Source organism: Hydrotalea sp. AMD (assembly GCF_004100315.1).
Lineage (GTDB): Bacteria > Bacteroidota > Bacteroidia > Chitinophagales > Chitinophagaceae > Hydrotalea > Hydrotalea flava.
This window is the reverse complement of sequence record NZ_SCKY01000010.1, coordinates 128,734-147,328: the sequence shown is the minus strand read 5'-3', so window position 1 is coordinate 147,328 and position 18,595 is coordinate 128,734. Positions and strand designations below refer to the sequence as shown.

At 37.9% G+C, this 18,595-nt stretch carries 20 protein-coding genes; 11 read left to right on the top strand and 9 right to left on the bottom strand.

The window, feature by feature from the left end; all coding sequences use genetic code 11:
- Nucleotides 1-421 (top strand): transposase (locus EO766_RS09350; protein WP_287100932.1); only part of this gene is annotated, 421 nt, incomplete at its 5' end.
- Between the two features lie 431 nt (nt 422-852).
- On the opposite strand, the gene EO766_RS09345 is transcribed toward EO766_RS09350, so the two are convergent.
- Nucleotides 853-2,802: a M1 family metallopeptidase gene (locus EO766_RS09345; RefSeq protein ID WP_074421250.1), complete on the bottom strand. Its 1,950-nt coding sequence runs from the start codon at nt 2,800-2,802 to the stop codon at nt 853-855.
- Nucleotides 2,803-3,134: 332 nt separating this feature from the next.
- On the opposite strand from EO766_RS09345, the gene EO766_RS09340 reads away from it, so the two are divergent.
- The 9 genes from EO766_RS09340 to EO766_RS09300 all read left to right on the top strand — a co-directional run bounded on the left by EO766_RS09340 (nt 3,135) and on the right by EO766_RS09300 (nt 8,412).
- Nucleotides 3,135-3,902 (top strand): DNA-methyltransferase, encoded by a 768-nt coding sequence (locus tag EO766_RS09340; RefSeq protein ID WP_287100931.1) that lies wholly within the window; start codon nt 3,135-3,137, stop codon nt 3,900-3,902.
- Nucleotides 3,883-4,419, top strand: a complete 537-nt coding sequence (locus EO766_RS09335; RefSeq protein WP_218836966.1) for a thermonuclease family protein — start codon at nt 3,883-3,885, stop codon at nt 4,417-4,419. The genes EO766_RS09340 and EO766_RS09335 overlap by 20 nt, the downstream gene beginning before the upstream one ends.
- Nucleotides 4,394-4,840 carry an MjaI family restriction endonuclease gene (locus tag EO766_RS09330; protein WP_074421251.1) on the top strand — a complete coding sequence of 149 codons (447 nt, stop codon included), beginning with the start codon at nt 4,394-4,396 and terminating at the stop codon, nt 4,838-4,840. The genes EO766_RS09335 and EO766_RS09330 overlap by 26 nt, the downstream gene beginning before the upstream one ends.
- 173 nt (nt 4,841-5,013) lie before the next feature.
- The gene (locus EO766_RS09325; protein ID WP_074421252.1) at nt 5,014-5,469 is read left to right on the top strand and encodes a hypothetical protein; all 456 of its coding nucleotides are present in this window, start codon (nt 5,014-5,016) and stop codon (nt 5,467-5,469) included.
- Between the two features lie 166 nt (nt 5,470-5,635).
- Nucleotides 5,636-5,890, top strand: a complete 255-nt coding sequence (locus EO766_RS09320; RefSeq protein ID WP_074421253.1) for a C40 family peptidase — start codon at nt 5,636-5,638, stop codon at nt 5,888-5,890.
- Between the two features lie 219 nt (nt 5,891-6,109).
- The gene (locus EO766_RS09315) at nt 6,110-6,475 is read left to right on the top strand and encodes a hypothetical protein (RefSeq protein WP_287100929.1); all 366 of its coding nucleotides are present in this window, start codon (nt 6,110-6,112) and stop codon (nt 6,473-6,475) included.
- Nucleotides 6,476-6,794: 319 nt separating this feature from the next.
- Nucleotides 6,795-7,298, top strand: coding sequence for a hypothetical protein (locus EO766_RS09310; RefSeq protein WP_179855946.1), 504 nt, complete (start codon nt 6,795-6,797; stop codon nt 7,296-7,298).
- Nucleotides 7,299-7,466: 168 nt separating this feature from the next.
- Nucleotides 7,467-8,117 (top strand): hypothetical protein, encoded by a 651-nt coding sequence (locus EO766_RS09305; RefSeq protein ID WP_074421140.1) that lies wholly within the window; start codon nt 7,467-7,469, stop codon nt 8,115-8,117.
- 148 nt (nt 8,118-8,265) lie between these two features.
- The gene (locus EO766_RS09300; protein WP_287100927.1) at nt 8,266-8,412 is read left to right on the top strand and encodes a hypothetical protein; all 147 of its coding nucleotides are present in this window, start codon (nt 8,266-8,268) and stop codon (nt 8,410-8,412) included.
- Nucleotides 8,413-8,565: 153 nt separating this feature from the next.
- Here EO766_RS09300 and EO766_RS09295 read toward each other — a convergent pair whose 3' ends face one another.
- From EO766_RS09295 to EO766_RS09280, 4 genes are all read right to left on the bottom strand, one after another.
- Nucleotides 8,566-9,720: an acyltransferase family protein gene (locus EO766_RS09295; RefSeq protein WP_074421139.1), complete on the bottom strand. Its 1,155-nt coding sequence runs from the start codon at nt 9,718-9,720 to the stop codon at nt 8,566-8,568.
- A gap of 239 nt (nt 9,721-9,959) precedes the next feature.
- Nucleotides 9,960-11,534 carry an Rne/Rng family ribonuclease gene (locus EO766_RS09290; RefSeq protein WP_228733165.1) on the bottom strand — a complete coding sequence of 525 codons (1,575 nt, stop codon included), beginning with the start codon at nt 11,532-11,534 and terminating at the stop codon, nt 9,960-9,962.
- A gap of 312 nt (nt 11,535-11,846) precedes the next feature.
- Nucleotides 11,847-12,695, bottom strand: a complete 849-nt coding sequence (locus tag EO766_RS09285; protein WP_253810173.1) for a tetratricopeptide repeat protein — start codon at nt 12,693-12,695, stop codon at nt 11,847-11,849.
- A 20-nt stretch (nt 12,696-12,715) separates the two neighbouring features.
- A complete protein-coding gene (locus EO766_RS09280; protein WP_074421138.1) occupies nt 12,716-13,006 on the bottom strand; it encodes an HU family DNA-binding protein in 291 nt (96 codons plus the stop codon).
- A 215-nt stretch (nt 13,007-13,221) separates the two neighbouring features.
- Between EO766_RS09280 and mutY the strand changes: the two genes are divergently transcribed.
- Nucleotides 13,222-14,286 carry an A/G-specific adenine glycosylase gene (mutY, locus tag EO766_RS09275; RefSeq protein WP_287100926.1) on the top strand — a complete coding sequence of 355 codons (1,065 nt, stop codon included), beginning with the start codon at nt 13,222-13,224 and terminating at the stop codon, nt 14,284-14,286.
- Nucleotides 14,287-14,362: 76 nt separating this feature from the next.
- On the opposite strand, the gene EO766_RS09270 is transcribed toward mutY, so the two are convergent.
- From EO766_RS09270 to EO766_RS09255, 4 genes are all read right to left on the bottom strand, one after another.
- Nucleotides 14,363-14,710 (bottom strand): phage holin family protein, encoded by a 348-nt coding sequence (locus EO766_RS09270; RefSeq protein ID WP_074421137.1) that lies wholly within the window; start codon nt 14,708-14,710, stop codon nt 14,363-14,365.
- An 11-nt stretch (nt 14,711-14,721) separates the two neighbouring features.
- Nucleotides 14,722-16,002: a M16 family metallopeptidase gene (locus tag EO766_RS09265; protein ID WP_074421136.1), complete on the bottom strand. Its 1,281-nt coding sequence runs from the start codon at nt 16,000-16,002 to the stop codon at nt 14,722-14,724.
- On the bottom strand, nt 15,999-17,240 hold the full coding sequence (locus tag EO766_RS09260; protein ID WP_074421135.1) for a M16 family metallopeptidase: 1,242 nt from the start codon (nt 17,238-17,240) through the stop codon (nt 15,999-16,001). Before EO766_RS09260 ends, EO766_RS09265 begins: the two co-directional genes overlap by 4 nt.
- Nucleotides 17,241-17,333: 93 nt before the next feature.
- The gene (locus tag EO766_RS09255; RefSeq protein WP_074421134.1) at nt 17,334-18,548 is read right to left on the bottom strand and encodes an aspartyl protease family protein; all 1,215 of its coding nucleotides are present in this window, start codon (nt 18,546-18,548) and stop codon (nt 17,334-17,336) included.
- Nucleotides 18,549-18,595 lie beyond the last annotated feature (47 nt).

The following is an 18,595-nucleotide window of genomic DNA, read 5'->3' as shown; positions in this document are numbered from 1 at the left end:
TAAAAGGGAATATTTTTATGGGGTAAAGGTACAGTTGATTACAACCAAAAATGGTATACCGGTTGAAATTTGTTTTTCACCTGGTAGCGAACATGATGTAGAAGCCTTGCAGAAAATGTTTATGGATCTGCCGCCAGAGAGCTCTTTATTTGGAGACAGTGCCTATACAGCATATGAATTAGAAGAATTATATAAAGAAACTGAGCTGATAGAGTTAAAAATATGCAGAAAATCAAACAGTAAAAAACCAGATAAACCTTATCATGCTTTTATTAAAAATGCAATGAGAAAACGTATAGAAACCACTATTAGTGAAATTGTAGAAATGACACCCCATTCTATTCACGCAGTCACTAAAGATGGATTCTTACTTAAAATATTACTATTCGTTTTAGCTTTTCAAGTAAAAGCAATCGTTTAAAATAGGAAACTTGAATTAATTACATAATTACAAATGATACTAAACTTTTTGCTCAAGCTGACTGCGAAAAGTCGATTCAATTTTATTTATCCTCGGATACTGAAAGTTTGAAAATATATAATCTATTAAAACAAGTATCACAGCTCAATTTTCAGTTTATTGACCTAACAACTCCCTATAACACAAGCCTTCGGTTTGCTTGATTTTGGTGAATAGGAAATGGGTTTAAAGCATAAATTTAAAGTGATAATGCTTATAAGCCCTATCCTACTGTTTAACTTTATTCAGGACTATCTGCTATAAATTTATCGCAGTAAACAAACCTAAACTTAAAGCAATTCATTTATCGGAAGTTTTGCACAAAAAAAATTCCGGGTGGTGCAATTCAATGCTAACCATCCGGAATGTTAGAACCTAATATTTTGGAATCATTATTCTGCCTGCCAGGTATTGTTGGCGCTATTAAAATCGGGTATTTTATACTCCGGATCAATCACCACTTTGGTAATTTTATCGGTAGATGGGTATCTGAATTTCCAGGTAGCACCATGCTGCCAAATTTCAACTGGCAAATGAACGGTACCGGTTTTACCATTGGCTTCTGTAATTGCCACAGTAACCGGCATGGGCAACTGACCTAAATTTTCAATGGTAATAATACTGCCATCAGCGGGGTTATTATCGTTATATGCAACGCCTTTCACCGCCTGGTCAATACGCCAGCTATGCATAAACCAACCCCGCCAAAACCAATCTAAAGTTTCGCCGGTATAGTTTTCAATGCAATGGAAAAAATCCCAGGGTGTAGGATGTTTAAATGCCCATTGGTGTACATAATAACTAAAGGCACTATCAAAACGGCCGGGGCCTAAAATTTCTTCCCGCAGCAATTTTAAACCCATACCCGGTTTATAATAAGCATAAATACCCAGGTTTTGGGGTTGTACCACATCGGGAATAGTAAAAATACTTTCGGTACTATCTCTAAACACATAACGGGCAGCCATGTGAAGGTTATCCATTCTGTGATTTAAAAATTCGCCGTTATTAAAATGCGCATCGGCCATGGTATTGATGAAGGTATTAAAGCCCTCATCCATCCAGGGAAATTTACGTTCATTACTTCCTACAATCATCGGGAACCAGTTGTGACCAAATTCATGTGAGGTAACATTCCATAAACTGGGGCCTGTAGCACGATAACCACAAAATACTATGCCCGGATATTCCATTCCACCCACAATACCGGCTACGTTGGTAGCAGTAGGGTATGTAAATTCAAATAAATATTTTGAATAATATTCAATAGCGCCTTTTACAAATTCGGTAGAGCGTTTCCAGCTACTATCGCCATTACTTTCAACCGGATATACACTCATGGCCAGCGATTTTTTGCCACTGGGCAGGTTAATGCGGGCAGCATCCCAAATAAAGGATCTGGAGGCAGCCCAGGCCACATCACGCGTATTCAGGCATTTAAACTTCCAGGTAAGCATTTTCTTAAACGGACGGCTGGCCGGGTCGGTTACTTCGGCAGCAGAACGCAACATAACCGTTTTATCACTTTGTGCCGCTTCTTTCCAGCGTTTTAATTCAGCAGTAGTTAACACCTCCTGTGGGTTCATTAACTCTCCCGAACCTACTACAATGAAATTGCCAGGTACAGTAACATGGTATTCAATATTGCCATATTCCAAATAAAACTCACCCTGGCCTAAATAAGGCAATGTATTCCATCCATATACATTATCGTACACACACATACGGGGGTACCATTGTGCTATTTCATAAATCCAGCCATTTTTGGTATTGAGCCTACCCATACGGTCGGTACCATATTCGGGAATTTTAAAGCTGTAATTAATTTTTATCTGAATTTTTCCGCCTTGTGCTTTCAACAATTTGGTCAGTTTAATCTGCATACGGGTATCATTAATGAGGTAGTTGGCTTTTTCGGTTTTACCATCGGTTATTACTTCAACCGATTCAATATTGTAACCACCATTAAAATTATTGCGGTTGGCCCAGCGACCACCGCTTACCGCAGTAGTAGCTACCCCACGTGAAGATAGGCTGTAGATGTTCTGATCTAATTGCAACCATAAAAACAACAAGTTTTGCGGGCTATTGTTGGTGTAAGAAATGAGCACAGCACCTTTAATGCTTTGTGCAAGGGTATCGATGCTGGCATTGATGTTATAATCGGCGCGGTTTTGCCAGTATTCCGGGCCGGGGGTACCATCTGCCGCTCTTACTTTATCGCCGAAGGCTGGATAAAACATAGGGGCAAAGGCCTCGTGTTGGTTGTAGTTGCCGGTAGTTTGTGCATACGAGCCGGTGATGATGGCTAGTAATACAAATAAAGATGTCCATTTCTTCATGTGCCTGTTTTTAATGTGAATGAATAATACAGTATGCTAAAAAAAGAGCATCTAAGATAAGCATGGCAGGGTTGTATTGAAAAAAATTATGGATGATTGGTGTGTGTTTTAGATAAAAATTAAGGTATTTTTAAAAAAACGCAGGAATGATGGGGATTTGGGAGAATTTGTTCGACAGGTGTTCGACAAGTTCGATGCAAATGCCAGTCTTTTTCGGCATAGCTTTTTGTGGACATTTCCCTGCTCATTGGTCTGACTTTTTACTTAGATTTGCCCAAATATTTTAGCAATTGAAGACTCATCATAAAATTGTAAATGGCGACAGCCGACAAATGACCGAACTGCCAGACAATTCTGTTCATTTAGCTATTACCTCGCCGCCCTATTGGCAACTTAAAGACTACGGGACAGATAATCAAATTGGGTTTCACGACAGTTATGAAAACTACATCAACAATCTGAATTTGGTTTGGAAAGAGTGCTACCGTACTCTTCATAATGGGTGCAGGTTGTGTGTAAATATTGGCGACCAGTTCGCTAGAGCTGTTTATTATGGACGCTATAAAGTCATCCCGATTCGTGAAGAAATAATCAAATTCTGCGAAAACATTGGGTTTGATTATATGGGAGCAATCATTTGGCAAAAAGTTACAACATCCAATACAACAGGCGGTGGTGTTCAAATGGGTTCTTACCCATATCCGAGGAACGGAATTTTGAAATTGGATTATGAGTTTATTCTCGTTTTCAAAAAATTGGGGGACGCACCCAAACCAACAAAAGAACAAAAGGAACTTTCTAAAATGACCGCCGAAGAATGGAACACTTACTTTGCAGGACATTGGAATTTTGCAGGAGCAAGACAAAATAACCACATCGCAATGTTCCCCGAAGAATTGCCCAAACGCTTAATCAAAATGTTTTCTTTTGTTGGTGAAACAGTTCTTGACCCCTTTGCTGGTAGTGGCACTACTGCTTTAGCTGCAAAAAATCTTGACAGAAATTCAATTGGTTACGAAATCAATCCAGAATTTATTCCTTTCATTAAAGAAAAGTTAGTTAGAAACTCATCAAAAGGATTTGAGCGGAACAACATATAATTTCATTAAACAAAAAGGGATTGAGACTGACTTTGAAAAAGAAATTCAAAAATTGCCTTACATCTTCAAAGACCCCCACACCCTTGATAAGAAAATTGATATAAAAAAATTACAATTCGGAAGCCGAATTGACAAAAACAGCTCAACTCAACGAGAAGAATTTTACACAGTAAAAGAAATTATCAGCCCAGAAAAAGTTCGTCTCAATAATGACCTCACGATAAAACTTATCGGAATCAAGGAAGACCCAATTATTAATGGTGACGCAACAAATTTTTTGAAAGAAAAAACAAAAGGCAAAAGAGTTTTTATCCGTTATGATGAAGTGAAGCACGATAAGGAGAATAATCTCCTTTGCTATCTCTATCTTGAAAACAAAACTTTCATTAATGCTCACCTAATCAAAAACGGGTTGGTTCAGGTTGATAGTAAAACAGAGTTTAAATACAAAGACAAATTTCAACAATTATTCAATCAAGCACATTTTATTAATGAAGACAATAAAAATTTCAAATAACGAAATCCTTTCACTGCTTGATGCAGAAGCAACCAACTTTCCGAAATACGCTACACAGATTTTAAATCTTGCAAATCAAAACGCACAGGGAACACGACCATCTGTTGTAGGGCAAATGAGTGATTTGATTCAGGAATTCCCTGGAAGCAAATTAAAGGAGTGGGAAGAATGGTATTTGAATAAACACCCTGAAGCGTTGTCGCAAGCAGCGACAAAAGTTTTTGAAATGGTTGAGAACTTCAAAGATGTAATGACAAAGATTGACAAAGAAATGGTTGAAAAGTGGGTAAAAGATTTAGTGATTTTAAAAACTTTCATCGAGTTGAAATTTCAAGAAGCAATTTTAAAAAGCGTTGCCTCTGAATTAAACAAAACTTACCGGCTTGCTACGGGGTGGTGGTTTACCAGCTTTACGGCTTGACCGAAGAAGAAATAAAAATAATTGAGAATGCATAAATAGTCAGAAATGCCAACGCTCAACATTCACAAACATTTTCAGGTCGCATAAGGCAAAGCAACTGCCGTAAAATCTAAATCTTATACAGTAAAAAAGAGGAATACTTTAGAAAACATTTAATTAAACAATTACTAAAAATGTTTGAATTTTTAAAAAGTCTTTCATTTAATCAAGGAACAATTATAGGACTAATCATTTTTGGTGTTTTTTTAGCTCCTTATTGGTTCATATTCCAATTTGCTAATGATATTTACAAAGCAAATGATTTAATCGAAACAATCATACTATCAATTTGCATTGGAGTACCTGTTTCCATATTAAATTTCTTTTTTAATTATTTATCTGCTTTTTTCTCGAAAAAACAAGAAACAGAAAAAGAAAAAGAAACGGATCTTTTTAAGCTGATGGGAATTTCTTGCGCTCTAGTAGGTATATCATTTTATGTTCCATCTGTTCTAAGTTTCTTTAACTTAACTGAGACTCAACATCAAGCTATTTTATCAATAATTGGATTTCACATCGGTTATATTAGTATGATTTCGTTTTTTGCAATTAAAAATAATAATAAATTAAGAAATCAAGAAAAAGTATAGAAGATTCATCAATTGTTCGCAAATAAATCTACCCTAAACAAAGAGTACCTGCCATTAATGTAAAGATAAACTCCTCTCCCCTTTGTCCTTTTCCCGCCACCACCCTCGCTGCAACTTAGCAGCATAGTTACTGTTAATTTGTTTCAATCCGGTGGCATTAATGTGTATGTGCATTTGCCCGCAGCTCGGCGATATACTCATTTTTAAACGCGAAGGCGGCGCCCATGTAGGCATGTACATTGCCGAAAGTGAAAACACCTACCATGTAATGGGTGGCAACCAGGGTAATGCTTACAGTATTGTTGAAATTGCCAAAGCCCGCCTGTACACTGCATGTAATTTTTACCATACCGCCGCCCCGGCATCGGTTAAAAAGTATTTTCTTTCCAGCAGTGAAAAATTATCAGTAAATGAGGGATAGTTAAAATTAAATTATTAATTTGTAGCATTATATATATTCTTAATGTTTTTTTCACGTCCCGGGTTTCTACCCGGGATTTTTTTTAAAATAATTTTTTTATTATTTACAAATTATTTTATATTAGTAACCGGACTGTAAAGGGAAATGGTAATAAACTCATACAAATTATTGAGATAATTATAACTATTAATGACTATATAAATTTTAAATTTATTATTTATGACAAAACTTGAAAAATTAGAATCAGTAAATTTTGAAGTCCAAAATTTGCAAATAGAATATAATATTATATTTTTTAAATCTTTATTGCCAAAAAAAATGGAATCATTTTTAAAACTTACTTACTTTGAAGGTATAAATAATAAAGAATTAGAAAATTATTTAAATCATTATAGAAATTATTTATTAATTGAAGGAATAAAATTTAGTTTAGAATCATTACCAAATGAAACAAATTGGCAAAAAGATTATACTTTACTATGCTGTAAAAGATATGTTTCTGATATGCTATATATTATTAATTTGTCATTTAAATATTTTAAAAAAATGGATTTACTTTATAAACAGGAAAATGTCTTGACCTAAATCATGTTATCATTTTCCTCCATTTAAATTTAGGAAAACTATGTAATAGAAGCACAATAAAGTATAGTTTATCATTGCCAATTATTTAGTACTCTGAATTACCGTTTTCTCTGTTTAGGTACCAAATATGGTGTATAAATGTTTTAAAAATATTTGAAAAAAAACAGGTAGTTGGCTTTACGAAAGCGTTTAATAATGCATATGTATTTCGCAAAAGCTTTATAACGTTTTGATAATGAGGGTAACAATATTTTTTAACCAGACGACAAGTAACTTGTAAAGATTCGTATATTTATGAGTTAGCGGTAATTTAATGACCATGTATTTATGTACTAAATGTTTAAGTAGAAATGTCACAAAAGTTGACAGAAAATTACATTGTAATGATTGTTCAATAACTTATTCTATCATAAAATATAATCGTGACTTAAAAAAAGCACATAACATTGTTAGTATTGGTTTTCAGTATCGAAAAAGAAGCGAGTATGAGTCACGACATAATCCAAATATCAAAAGAGCATTTTATCTAAAAGAACTTCATAACATTTTCTCTTTTGTTGGACTTGCGGTAATAAGCGGACTGATTGGAAATTTTTCTTACGACAAGTTAAAACAAATATTAAAGACAATTCTTAATGACCCTTTAATAATTGAAATTAATGACAAAGAGTTTCAGAGATTTTTAAAAAGTGAAACTCAGCAAAAAAAATTTATCAAATACATAGAAGAATATAGAAACAAGCAATTACTTAAATCTTCAGAAAGTGACAGACAAAAAAAAGTGACTAATAAAAAATTAAGACCAAAGAAAAATTACCGCTAACAAAGCATTTGCTTTATGTCGGCGGACGACAAACTAAAACTCATCATCAATTCTTTAATCAACTTTTGTAATTTTATTTGAACAATATAATTTCAAATTCCGCCACAACACAAATGCATTAACGTTGGCAGTAATTTTAGACGACCACATAAACGACAAAAAGAAAAAATGAGAAGGACACTAACACTAATATTTTTATTATCAAGCATTTTGTCTTTTGCACAAGCTGACAGCAGTAAGTTACCAATTAAAACAACTGTTAAAACAGACCTGACACTAAATACAAAACAACATGTAACTGAAATGACAAATGCTGATAAAATAGCATTTTCATCCCTGATTGTTGCTTGGCTATCCTTCATTTTGACAATTGTGACAATTTTCCAAACAAGGAAACACAATAGAAATTCATTAAAGCCAATAATAAACGTAAATCCATTTGACTATTCAAACTGTATTTTAATCGAATTAGTAAATGAAGGAGTAGGTTCTGCAATTATTAAAAAAATAACTGTTGAAAAAAACGACTACGAGAAAAAACAAAATGTTTATAGTTGGATGCCTGACCTTCCAGAAGGAATTTCTTATCAAAACTATCTAACACGTGACAGAGATATTCCAATGCAGGCTGGAAAAGTTATCAAAGTAATTGAGATAAAAAATGACGTATTTAAAGACACACAAAGAAAATTTAGAGAAGAAATGCGTGGAGTGCTTAGACAATTAACAATTAAAATTGAATACACCGATGTATATGAATCGAAATTCCCAATTTATACAAGAAAACTTGACTTATATGCTCGAACTGATAATGGATAAAAACTGCTGGTAACAACTAAGGCTTCGTTGTGTGCGCAGCGCCAACAATGAAGCCGCCTGTTGAACGAAACCGGTAAATTATCTGAGTGTTTATTGATTATGGAGTTGTCGTTTTGACGATTATTTGTTACTTAAATTTGGACAAATTATGCAAGAAAAAGAGTTCAATCAAGAGGCTATTATAGCCGAGTACTTAACAGGCGATTGCAGATATCTTCCATTGGGTGCCAAATATGGCATTAATTTTCGTAAAATTCATCGATGGGTGTCACACATAACTCAACAAACACAGTAGCAGCTTCTATGCTTTTCCGATTGGTTAGCGGGATGTCTACTAATAAGTTTGGAATATAACTACGCATTGGGCATGTGTTAGGATTTTGTAAATTTCATATTGAATGAATTCTATTTATGATTGATATATAAGCCAAATACCAGACACTAACGGCTATACCTTGATGTAGATTTTCTTTTTATCCATGCCATACACAATCAGCCAGTAGAAGGCAATTAAAATGAGTGCATAGAGTAAAGATCCAATGTGTTCATCAGTACTGATGGGTTTACATACCTGTTCATAAAACCAGCCCAAAGGAGAAAGATATACCGGCAATCCTTCTTCATTCATGCCATGGGGAATGCGGATCAAACCCAATACCCGGGGCAGGAACCCACTGAGCACAAAAATGAACAAAGGATTTTTACCAAACACATCGAAAAAGCTGCTCCAGGCTCCACGTACCTCCTTAAATTCAATGGCATAAATCAGGATGCCCAAAGTAGCAATGGCCAGTCCACTGGTGTATACCACATAACTACTGCTCCATATTTTCTTATTGATGGGGAATACCATATCCCATGCATAACCGGCAGCCATTAATACGAGTGCCAGCACCAAGAGGTTTGCCAGCATATCATAGGTTTTTCCTTTTTGTTGTATGTATTGCCCGGTTAAATAACCAATAATTACCTGCACCACAGCACCGGGCGTACTCGACAGTCCCTCCGGATCGAAAGGCACCCCCTCGCCTTTATACACATGGTTCAGTCCGAATACATGAATATCGAATGAAGTGCCCCAAAAGCCCTGCAGACTATAAGGATCGCCGGGCTCACCCGCCAGCAGGGTGAATACCCAATACAACAATAAAATAATACAGCCAATCACAAAAGCGCCACGGGCCTTAGCATAATAAATAATCAGAGCTGCAAAAAAGTAGCTGAGGGCAATGCGTTGCAAAACTCCCATAATACGCACATGCTCAAAACCTTTGAACACGATATGACCATTGCTCCATTGCACAAATGGGGTCCAGTTCAGGAACAAGCCGATGAGAAAAATAAGGATGGAGCGCTTAAATACTTTTTTCAGGAAGTAGCTGTTGCCATTCTGTTCAAAACGAGGCATCACAAAAGAAAAAGCATTGCCCACCGCAAAGAGGAAAAAAGGGAATACCAGATCGGTGGGTGTGCAGCCATGCCAGGGTGCATGTTCCAATGGGGTATAAATATGTTCCCAAGAGCCCGGGTTATTCACTAAAATCATGAGTGCTACGGTAGCCCCGCGAAACACATCTAAGGAATAATAGCGCTGTTGTTGCATAGAAGTGTATTTGGCAAGGCGTTAAATTAAGTAAAAGAAATGAAAAAGAGTGGATTTTACAGAACCGGATGCTGCAATCGTCAAACATCCCCATTATAACGTGCAGTCGTTAACGATAGAAAAAGAGGTTATCTCAGAAGAAAATAAACGTATCAGAAATTGCTTAAATAAACTCTCCAAACATTCATTGGATACCGGAATAAAAAAAGGCTACCCGATGATAGCCTTTTCTGTATGGATTAGAATTTAATTTCTTCTTCATTCTCATCGAAAAAATGGTATTCTATAAAACTGTAATTGTTATTGGACATGACTTTCAGGGCAATTTTGAATTTCTTCTTCCATTTTTTTACAATGGACTTGAACCAACCTTTGGTTAAGAATGCATATACAATGGGATGCACATATAAGTCAATTTGTTTATGACCATGGGTTACCAGATAATGCAGTCGCTTTTCTATTTCATCTTCCAGCAATATAGAAGGCGTTACCATACCAGTGCCGCCACAGGCCGGACAAATTTCAGAAGTATTGATGTTTACCTCCGGACGCATCCGCTGGCGGGTTATTTGCATTAACCCGAATTTGGAAATAGGCAATACGGCATGTTTAGCCCGATCGGTTTGCATGTATGCTTCCATCGCTTCCTGCAATTTCCGTTTGTTATCGGGCAATTTCATATCAATAAAATCAATCACAATAATGCCGCCAATATCGCGTAAGCGTAACTGCCGCGCAATTTCTTCTGCTGCTTCCAAATTGGTTTGCAGGGCATTCTCTTCCTGGTTATTGCTAACACTTTTATACCCACTGTTTACATCAATCACATGCAGGGCCTCGGTATGTTCAATAATTAAATAGGCACCGCTGGGCAGGTTCACCGTTTTACCAAAAGAGCCTTTTACCTGTTTGGTTACCCCATATTGATCAAATATGGGTAAGGGGCCATTGTAATAGGTAACAATATCGGCCTTATCAGGTGCAATTTTTTGAATATAGGCCTTAGTATCGTTGTAAATATTTTTATCATTAATCACCACCCGGTTAAAATCTACTGTCAGCAAATCGCGCAGCATGCTGGTTGTTTTATCCTGCTCGCTCAGTATTTTAGCCGGTGCCACTGCACCTTTCAGGTTGTGTTGAATTTGCTTCCAGGTTTCGTTGAGTGCAATTAAATCCTGATGCAGTTCAGCAGTACTTTTACCTTCAGCAGCAGTACGAACAATAACCCCAAAGTTTTTGGGGCGAATGGCTTCTACAATTTTATGCAGGCGTTTTCTTTCTTCTGCCGAATGAATTTTTTTAGATACAGCAACAATTTCATTGAAGGGGGTTAATACTACAAACCGGCCGGGTAGGCTTAATTCGCAACTGAGGCGTGGGCCTTTGGCTGCAATGGGCTCTTTTAAAATCTGCACCAGAATATTGGGTTTGCCATTGAGCACTTCATTGATTTTACCGGTTTTTACAATTTCGGGTTCAATGTTAAAGGTGCTGAAATCGAATGGCTTTTCGCCCTTATCGTGCATGGCCATTTGGGTAAATTTCAGGAGAGAGCGGGCATAGGGCGATAAATCGGTATAATGCAAAAAAGCATCCTTTTCAAATCCTACATCAATAAATGCAGCATTCAATCCGGGAATCAGTTTTTTTACTTTTCCCAAATACAAATCGCCCACGGCAAAATTGGCATCTGCTTTTTCATTGTGCAGTTCTACCAGTTTTTTATCTTCCAGTAAAGCAATCTCAACCCCACTGGGGGAAACGCTAATAATCAGTTCTTTGTTCACAAATTTGGCAACTTTAATATACATAATGACGCACCCCGTTTATAAGCATGAGCACGCAGTGTACACTTCATGTATTTACCCTTAAATGTGGGAAAGGTAAAGTTGCAGCGGAAAGGAGAGCGGCAAATACATTACAGTGAAACAGAAGTAAGGCCTCTTGTATAAAGGATACGGAGACCTTTACTCTATAAAATGAAAACCTGTTAAGAAATTATTTATTCTTTTTCTTATGACGGTTTTTTCTTAAACGTTTTTTACGTTTGTGAGTAGCAATTTTATGACGTTTTCTTTTCTTACCACAAGGCATACGCTATCAGGTTTTTTTAGTTAATTAATTTATTTTAGTTCATTGATACGCTTATCGATTTCTTTTTTGATGGCATCATTGTTAATCATTCGTTTGGCAGTTTCATACCATTGAATGGCATGGGCTTTATCGCCCTGCATATCATAGGTTTCGGCTAACTGAAAAATGGCTTCCAGATTATGCGGATCTTTCCGCACAATGAACTGAAAACGTTCAATTGCCTTGTCTAACTGACCACTTTTTTTACCTCCTAACCCCAATACCATTTGTGCATAGAGGTTATTGGAGTCTTTCTGCGCTATTTCACGAACCGGCAGGATACCCTGCATGGGATTATCAGAAATATTGCCGAACATATAACAAGCCCCCAGCCCTATTTTACTGGAATCGTTGTTGGGATTGATGACAAGTGCCCTATCTAAAAGATCTTTTGCATTTTCTGCCAGCCAGTGTTGCATAGCCGGATTATTCTCTGTCAGCAGGTTATCTACAAACAGTTGGGCGGCAAATGTGAGACTTTTTTCCGAATTCTCCAACTTAGCTGCCTGTGCGGTATAATAAGCATAGGGTTCAAAAACGTGGGCAGAGTCTTTCCAGAACTTTGCCAACTGGTGGTAAACGTGCAATTGCTGGTCTTTTACATCGCCACGGGTTATGGCATTTTCAAGAGCAATGATTCTTTGATTTTGTTCGGGGTTGAGCTGCTGGCGGGCTTTTTGTAAAATATCTTTGAACTGAACTGCGGGTGGTGCACCTGCCTGTTGCTCCATTGACGCTGCGGCTCCGGAGGATTTGGGGGCACTCACTTTTCCAAATACAAATAACAACACTACCGCCACAACGGCACCGGCAACCAGTAAAATTTGACTTCTTTTCACTATTTCAATTTTGCGCAAAGTTATTCCGACTTGCGCTTGTTCCGCACTTCTTCCATAAATTCTTTTGCAGGCTTAAAGGCGGGAACAAAATGTTCGGGTATTTGCACCGTGGTATTGTACTTGATATTACGGCCTAATTTAGCCGCCCTTTTTTTGGTAACAAAACTGCCGAAACCCCTGATATAAATGTTACGACCGGCAGCCAGATTGCCTTTTATTTCGCCTAACATGGTTTCAAGCGTTACCAGTACATCCACTTTTGGTATACCTGTTTTTTCGGAAATGATGGTAATGAGATCTGATTTTCTCATAAAAAAGCTTTTCAGTTGAATAGTTTTTAAAATTAGAACAAATTTTGAGTATTACAAGAAAATAAAAAAAATAATACATATTAGTGACTGACTGCAAATTTATTTATAAGTGCATGATTTACATAATATTGTGCCAGATATTCTTTGATTGAATTATACCTTAACCGCTCAACAGTTTCATGTATTGTGCCAATTTTATTACAACTTTGCCCCCTATGCGGCAACAAAAATTAACACCCTTGCTTTTGCACTGGCACCGGCACCACAATGAACGCATCATGCCCTGGAAGGGGGAGAAAGACCCCTACAAAATATGGCTGAGCGAAATTATACTGCAACAAACCCGTGTAGAACAAGGGTGGGCTTACTATGAACGCTTTTTAAAGCAGTACCCTAGCCTGCCCGATCTAGCCCATGCAACAGATGAAGCTGTTTTTAAATTATGGGAAGGACTGGGCTATTACAGCCGCTGCAAAAATTTATTGCGTACTGCACGATTCGTATTACAAGAATACGGTGGACAATTTCCTGCCGATTATACTGCCCTGCTGGGTATGAAGGGAATTGGGCCTTATACAGCAGCAGCCATTGCTTCATTTGCCTTTCAACTGCCTTATGCCGTGGTAGATGGTAATGTTTTTCGTGTGTTGGCACGTGTATTTGGCATTGATACCCCTACCGATAGTACAAAAGGAAAAAAGGTATTTACACAACTGGCACAGGAAGTATTGTGCAAGCAACACCCGGATTTATTTAATCAGGCTATTATGGATTTAGGCGCTACGGTATGTAAACCCATACTGCCACTTTGCAGATCCTGCCCGTTGCAGCCCATCTGTAAAGCACATCATGAAGGCACCGTTTACCAATTACCCGTGAAAGAAAAAATATTACTGAAGAAAAAACGCAGGTTTTATTATTTTTTATTAGAACAGAATGGAAAGGTATGGATACACAAAAGAACCAGGAAAGATATATGGGAAAATTTGTATGAACTGTTTTTGGTTGAAAGTGCAGAAGAAATAGAATGGACGGAAAAGCAGGTGCAGCAATGGTTACACGAACAATGGGGGGTGAAGGATTATACTTTACTGCAGGTTTCAGGCAAGGAAACACAGCAGCTTACACACCAGCAAATTTCAGGAAGATTGATACATGTTCGATTCAAAAAAGCACTGCCTGCCTTGCAACAATATGAAACCATAGCATTGGCACAATTGGCAGAAAAACCTTTTCCGAAATTTATACACCAGTTAATGAAAAATGCAGGAATATGGTAATACATGAAGTACACCAATCCATAATCGTTATGTATTACAGATAATTGCTGAACCCATAAAATTTTATAAAACATTTTTATTTCTGAGCATGTACCAACCCTTCAATAAAAGAAGATACGAGCGATACAATGATACTGAACCAAAGGGCAGGCCACCAGCCATCTACCCGGAAGCCGGGCACCAGCGCCGATGTCCATTTAATAATTATTACATTAATAACCAACAGAAATAAACCCAGTGTAAGGATGGTGAATGGAATGGTTAACAGTACTAAGATAGGTTTTACAAATGTGTTCAATAAACCCAGCACAGCCGCCACCAATATGGCCGTAGTAGTGCTGTTCACATGCACGCCATTCAAAATGAATGTGGCCAGCAGTATGGCTACCGCTGTGAATAATACTTTGGAGAGGAATGACACCATACAATTTTAATTTATATCACCTCAAGTTCGTAAAAATCATCCGGATTCAGGTATTTTTTTGCCAGTACCTGCAGCTCCTCACCGGTAGTATCTTTTATGGTTTGAATGCTGGTATAAAAATAATCGGCTGGCATCTCATTCAGAATATAGCTTTTCCAACGTTCTATAATATGAAAAGGCCCATCCACATCACCCAGCAGGGTTCCAATCATAAAATTTTTAATAAGGCTCAATTCTTCTGCCGTTACAGGTTCTTTTTGCAGGTCCAGCATTTCTTTATAGGTTTCTTCAATGGTAGCGCGGCTAACATCTCTTCCCGCTTCGGTAGTTACCATCCATGCACTTTGTTGCTGATGTGCCTGTATATAAGAGTGGATGCCGTAGGTATAGCCTTTGTCTTCGCGGATATTGCTCATCAATCTCGATCCAAAAAATCCGCCAAACAATGCATTCAGCAGTTGCGCTTTCAAAAAATCGGGATGATGGCGATTGGGGAAAGGCCTTGCCAAACGAATGGCAGCCTGCACTCCATTGGCATCATTCATTACAGAATACTTTTTCTGAGCCGAAGGTGTAATTGAAAAATCAGGCTTCGCCAATGCAGTACCATTCAATGGCAGTTGACCAAAAAACTGGTTGAGCAACTGTTCAACATTGGCCGGTAATTTACCGGCAATAAAAATGGTACAGTTGCCTTTCAAATAATATTGCGCATAAAACTGCAAGAGATCTTCACGTGTTAATGCATCATAATCAGCCGGATTACTATATTTGCCATAAGGATGTTGTTCGCCAAACAAATATGCATCTATCATACGATTGGCCACAAAATCTGCCTTCTTCAAATTCACCGCCAGACGTTGTTTTTGATTTTGCCGGTAAATGTTCAGTTCTTCTTCCGGAAAAACCGACTCACTTAAAATTTCTGACATAGCAGGCAATAACTGTGGCAGGTATTTGGTTAAACTGTGCAAACTAAGGGAAGCCCTTTCGTGGTAGCAGCCCCGGTTCAGATAAGCGCCATACATTTCAAAATGTTCATTCAGTTCAAATGCATTTTTGGTGCGGGTGCCATTTTTTAATAAGAAATTAGTGGTAGCTGCCTGTATATTTTTTTGCTCGTACCAGTTGCCTGCATGGAAAACCAATTCTAACTGTACTACTTCCTGAGCACCAGCTTCCACTGCATAAACGGGTACACCGTTATCGAGTGTAAAATGCCTGGCAGGCTGTAAATGTAAATGCAGGTGTATAGGTTCAGTAATGGCCGGTTGTTGGGTTCTGTTCATCATAATGCTTTGCTGTAATAATAAAGGGTATTTACATTTTCCGGTTTAAAAATAGTTTGTGCACCTTGCCTGATATCTTCTATAGTAACGGCATGATAACGGTTCAGTTCATGGTTAATCAGATTGGCATCGCCCAGCAGTTCATAATAAGCCAGGCTGTTGGCGCGGTTCATGAGGGCCATATCTTCAAACACAATCACACTTTCTGTTCGGTTTTTAATTTTCATTAATTCAGTTTCAGATACCGGATCTTGCACCAATTGCTGTATTACCGCATTCACGGCAGCTTCGGCTTGTTGCATGGCAACCCCTTTTACCAATTTGCCCTGTATGGTTAACAATCCCGGATCAATACTACCCAACTGATAACATTGAATATCAGAAAACAATTGCTGTTCTTTTACCAATGCCTGGTATAAACGAGAAGAGCTGCCACCACCTAAAATTTCTGTAATCAGGTCGGCAACGTAGTAGCCTTTCTGTAAGCGTCCATCCATGTGCCAGGTTTTCATCAACGCATCCAGAGGCACATCTGCAGTTACTTCCATTGTTCTGGCAGCCGTTTGCAAAGGCTCGGCAGGTAAATGGCGTACATATTTTTGGGCCATGGGTATATCGCCAAACCATTTTTCGGCCAAACGGCGGATATTGTTGGTTTTTACATTGCCTGCTACTACCAATATGGCATTAACGGGGCGATAATGTTTGAAGAAAAATGCTTTTACTTCTTCTAACTGCACCTGTTCAATATGGCTCAGTTCTTTACCAATGGTTAACCACTGGTAAGGATGCACCTGATAAGCCAATGCCCGCATTTTATGCCACATATCGCCATAAGGTTTGTTGATATAGTGTTCTTTAAACTCTTCACACACTACTTTCCGTTGCACTTCTAAGCTTTTTTTGCTGAAGGCTAAACTTAACATCCGGTCGCTCTCTAACCAAAAGGCGGTTTCAATATTTTCGGCCGGCAATTGGCAATAGTAGTTGGTTAAATCGTCGGTGGTATAGGCATTGTTTTCGCCTCCGGCTCTTTGCAGGGGCTCATCATAATCGGGAATATGTTTGCTGCCGCCAAACATTAAATGCTCAAACAAATGGGCAAAGCCTGTTTTAGCTGGGTTTTCATCTCTGGCACCCACATCATACATCACATTCACAACAGCCATAGGTGTAGCTGTATCTTCATGTACCAGTACCCTTAATCCATTCTCTAAAACAAATCGGTTAAATTCAATCATAATCGTTCAGTGAAGGGTGCAAAATAGCAACAAAAAAGGAGAGTTAGCACACCTGTTTTGGATCAGCAGATTTAAAAATTGATAAAACAGGATTTATCGGCGCAGAATATTCACAATTTTCAAATCTAAAGTTTCGAGTCGGCCTTTACGTTGCACAATTACTTTTATTCTTGAGCCTGCATTTTGCAGTATATTTTTAAAGGTTTGAATATTTTGAGTGAACACATTGTTCATGGCAAGAATGATATCATCGGGTAAAAAGCCTGCCCTGTCGCCGGGCGAGCCGGGCATTACATCCACTACTTTTACGGCACCATTTACCCAATAAATACCCAGTCCGGTATAAGAATAATCGAAAGGATCGAGGTAATGCTGGTTGGGAACAATATAAATACTTCTTTCAGAATAATTGAAAATTGCATTAAACCGGCGCATCAAATCATTACCCAGAATACCACCCAAAAAGGGATAACTGGTAATATTGTAATCATCTCTAAATATTAGTAAAGGCACCCTTCTGAACAGATAGGGGCCAATCTTAATTTTTTCTGTAACGGTTAACTGCATTTCCTTTTTTCCGCCCAAACCCTCGGCTTGTGTGGGATATAATTTACGTTTGGTTTTCAGCAAATTGCTATCCTGCAAAAAACGATCAGATATTAAAAAATACAGCCCGGCTCCGGTATCAAAAATAAAACGGCTCAGCACTTTACGGGCATCGGTAATGATAGCCGGCTGGTATACCAATGTACTAAACCGGGGATGCAAAATATATCCGCCACTCCCCTTTGGATATTTAAATGGACCCGGCGGATACACCCCAATTGTATGGGTATCATAATCAATACTTACTACATACCTGCTAAAAAAAGTATAGCCGATAATGCCATCAATTTTTACGCCATAAACGCTGGTTAACAAATCGTAATTATTGATGTGGAAATCGAGGCTATCTAAGTTAAACCCCGGAAATGAAAGGCGATGATGGTAAGTAAAATCAACCGTTTTAATGCCGGCAATTCCGCGAATGGTGCGGTCGGTGTGCACCCTTTCCAAATGAAATTCATCTACCGTGGCCGAATCGAGCGATATGCCGCCACTGCCGGTATCTAAAATAAAATTGAGTGAATCGGGTATATCATCCAAAGTCGCTTTTAAAATAATGATGCCTCCACTCAATTGTATAAATTGAAAACCGGCTATGGGTTTTGGGAGCAATTGGGCAAAGGTTTTAGTAGCTTGTACCGACTGTGCCTCAATTAATGAAATACTGAATAAACTGATACAAAATACAAGGATTGATTTCATGCAATGATTCCCATTCAAATTTTAGCATGTATGGGTAATTTTATTCA

What these genes read in the sequence shown, in the direction of transcription:
- mutY (WP_287100926.1), top strand. Translation starts at nt 13,222, where the DNA reads ATGCGGCAACAAAAATTAACACCCTTGCTTTTGCACTGGCACCGGCAC.
- EO766_RS09265 (WP_074421136.1), bottom strand. Translation starts at nt 16,002, where the DNA reads ATGATGAACAGAACCCAACAACCGGCCATTACTGAACCTATACACCTG.
- EO766_RS09320 (WP_074421253.1), top strand. Translation starts at nt 5,636, where the DNA reads ATGTGCATTTGCCCGCAGCTCGGCGATATACTCATTTTTAAACGCGAA.
- EO766_RS09255 (WP_074421134.1), bottom strand. Translation starts at nt 18,548, where the DNA reads ATGAAATCAATCCTTGTATTTTGTATCAGTTTATTCAGTATTTCATTA.
- EO766_RS09310 (WP_179855946.1), top strand. Translation starts at nt 6,795, where the DNA reads ATGTATTTATGTACTAAATGTTTAAGTAGAAATGTCACAAAAGTTGAC.
- EO766_RS09295 (WP_074421139.1), bottom strand. Translation starts at nt 9,720, where the DNA reads ATGCAACAACAGCGCTATTATTCCTTAGATGTGTTTCGCGGGGCTACC.
- EO766_RS09315 (WP_287100929.1), top strand. Translation starts at nt 6,110, where the DNA reads ATGACAAAACTTGAAAAATTAGAATCAGTAAATTTTGAAGTCCAAAAT.
- EO766_RS09280 (WP_074421138.1), bottom strand. Translation starts at nt 13,006, where the DNA reads ATGAGAAAATCAGATCTCATTACCATCATTTCCGAAAAAACAGGTATA.
- EO766_RS09330 (WP_074421251.1), top strand. Translation starts at nt 4,394, where the DNA reads ATGAAGACAATAAAAATTTCAAATAACGAAATCCTTTCACTGCTTGAT.
- EO766_RS09260 (WP_074421135.1), bottom strand. Translation starts at nt 17,240, where the DNA reads ATGATTGAATTTAACCGATTTGTTTTAGAGAATGGATTAAGGGTACTG.
- EO766_RS09290 (WP_228733165.1), bottom strand. Translation starts at nt 11,534, where the DNA reads ATGTATATTAAAGTTGCCAAATTTGTGAACAAAGAACTGATTATTAGC.
- EO766_RS09340 (WP_287100931.1), top strand. Translation starts at nt 3,135, where the DNA reads ATGACCGAACTGCCAGACAATTCTGTTCATTTAGCTATTACCTCGCCG.
- EO766_RS09325 (WP_074421252.1), top strand. Translation starts at nt 5,014, where the DNA reads ATGTTTGAATTTTTAAAAAGTCTTTCATTTAATCAAGGAACAATTATA.
- EO766_RS09270 (WP_074421137.1), bottom strand. Translation starts at nt 14,710, where the DNA reads ATGGTGTCATTCCTCTCCAAAGTATTATTCACAGCGGTAGCCATACTG.
- EO766_RS09300 (WP_287100927.1), top strand. Translation starts at nt 8,266, where the DNA reads ATGCAAGAAAAAGAGTTCAATCAAGAGGCTATTATAGCCGAGTACTTA.
- EO766_RS09305 (WP_074421140.1), top strand. Translation starts at nt 7,467, where the DNA reads ATGAGAAGGACACTAACACTAATATTTTTATTATCAAGCATTTTGTCT.
- EO766_RS09345 (WP_074421250.1), bottom strand. Translation starts at nt 2,802, where the DNA reads ATGAAGAAATGGACATCTTTATTTGTATTACTAGCCATCATCACCGGC.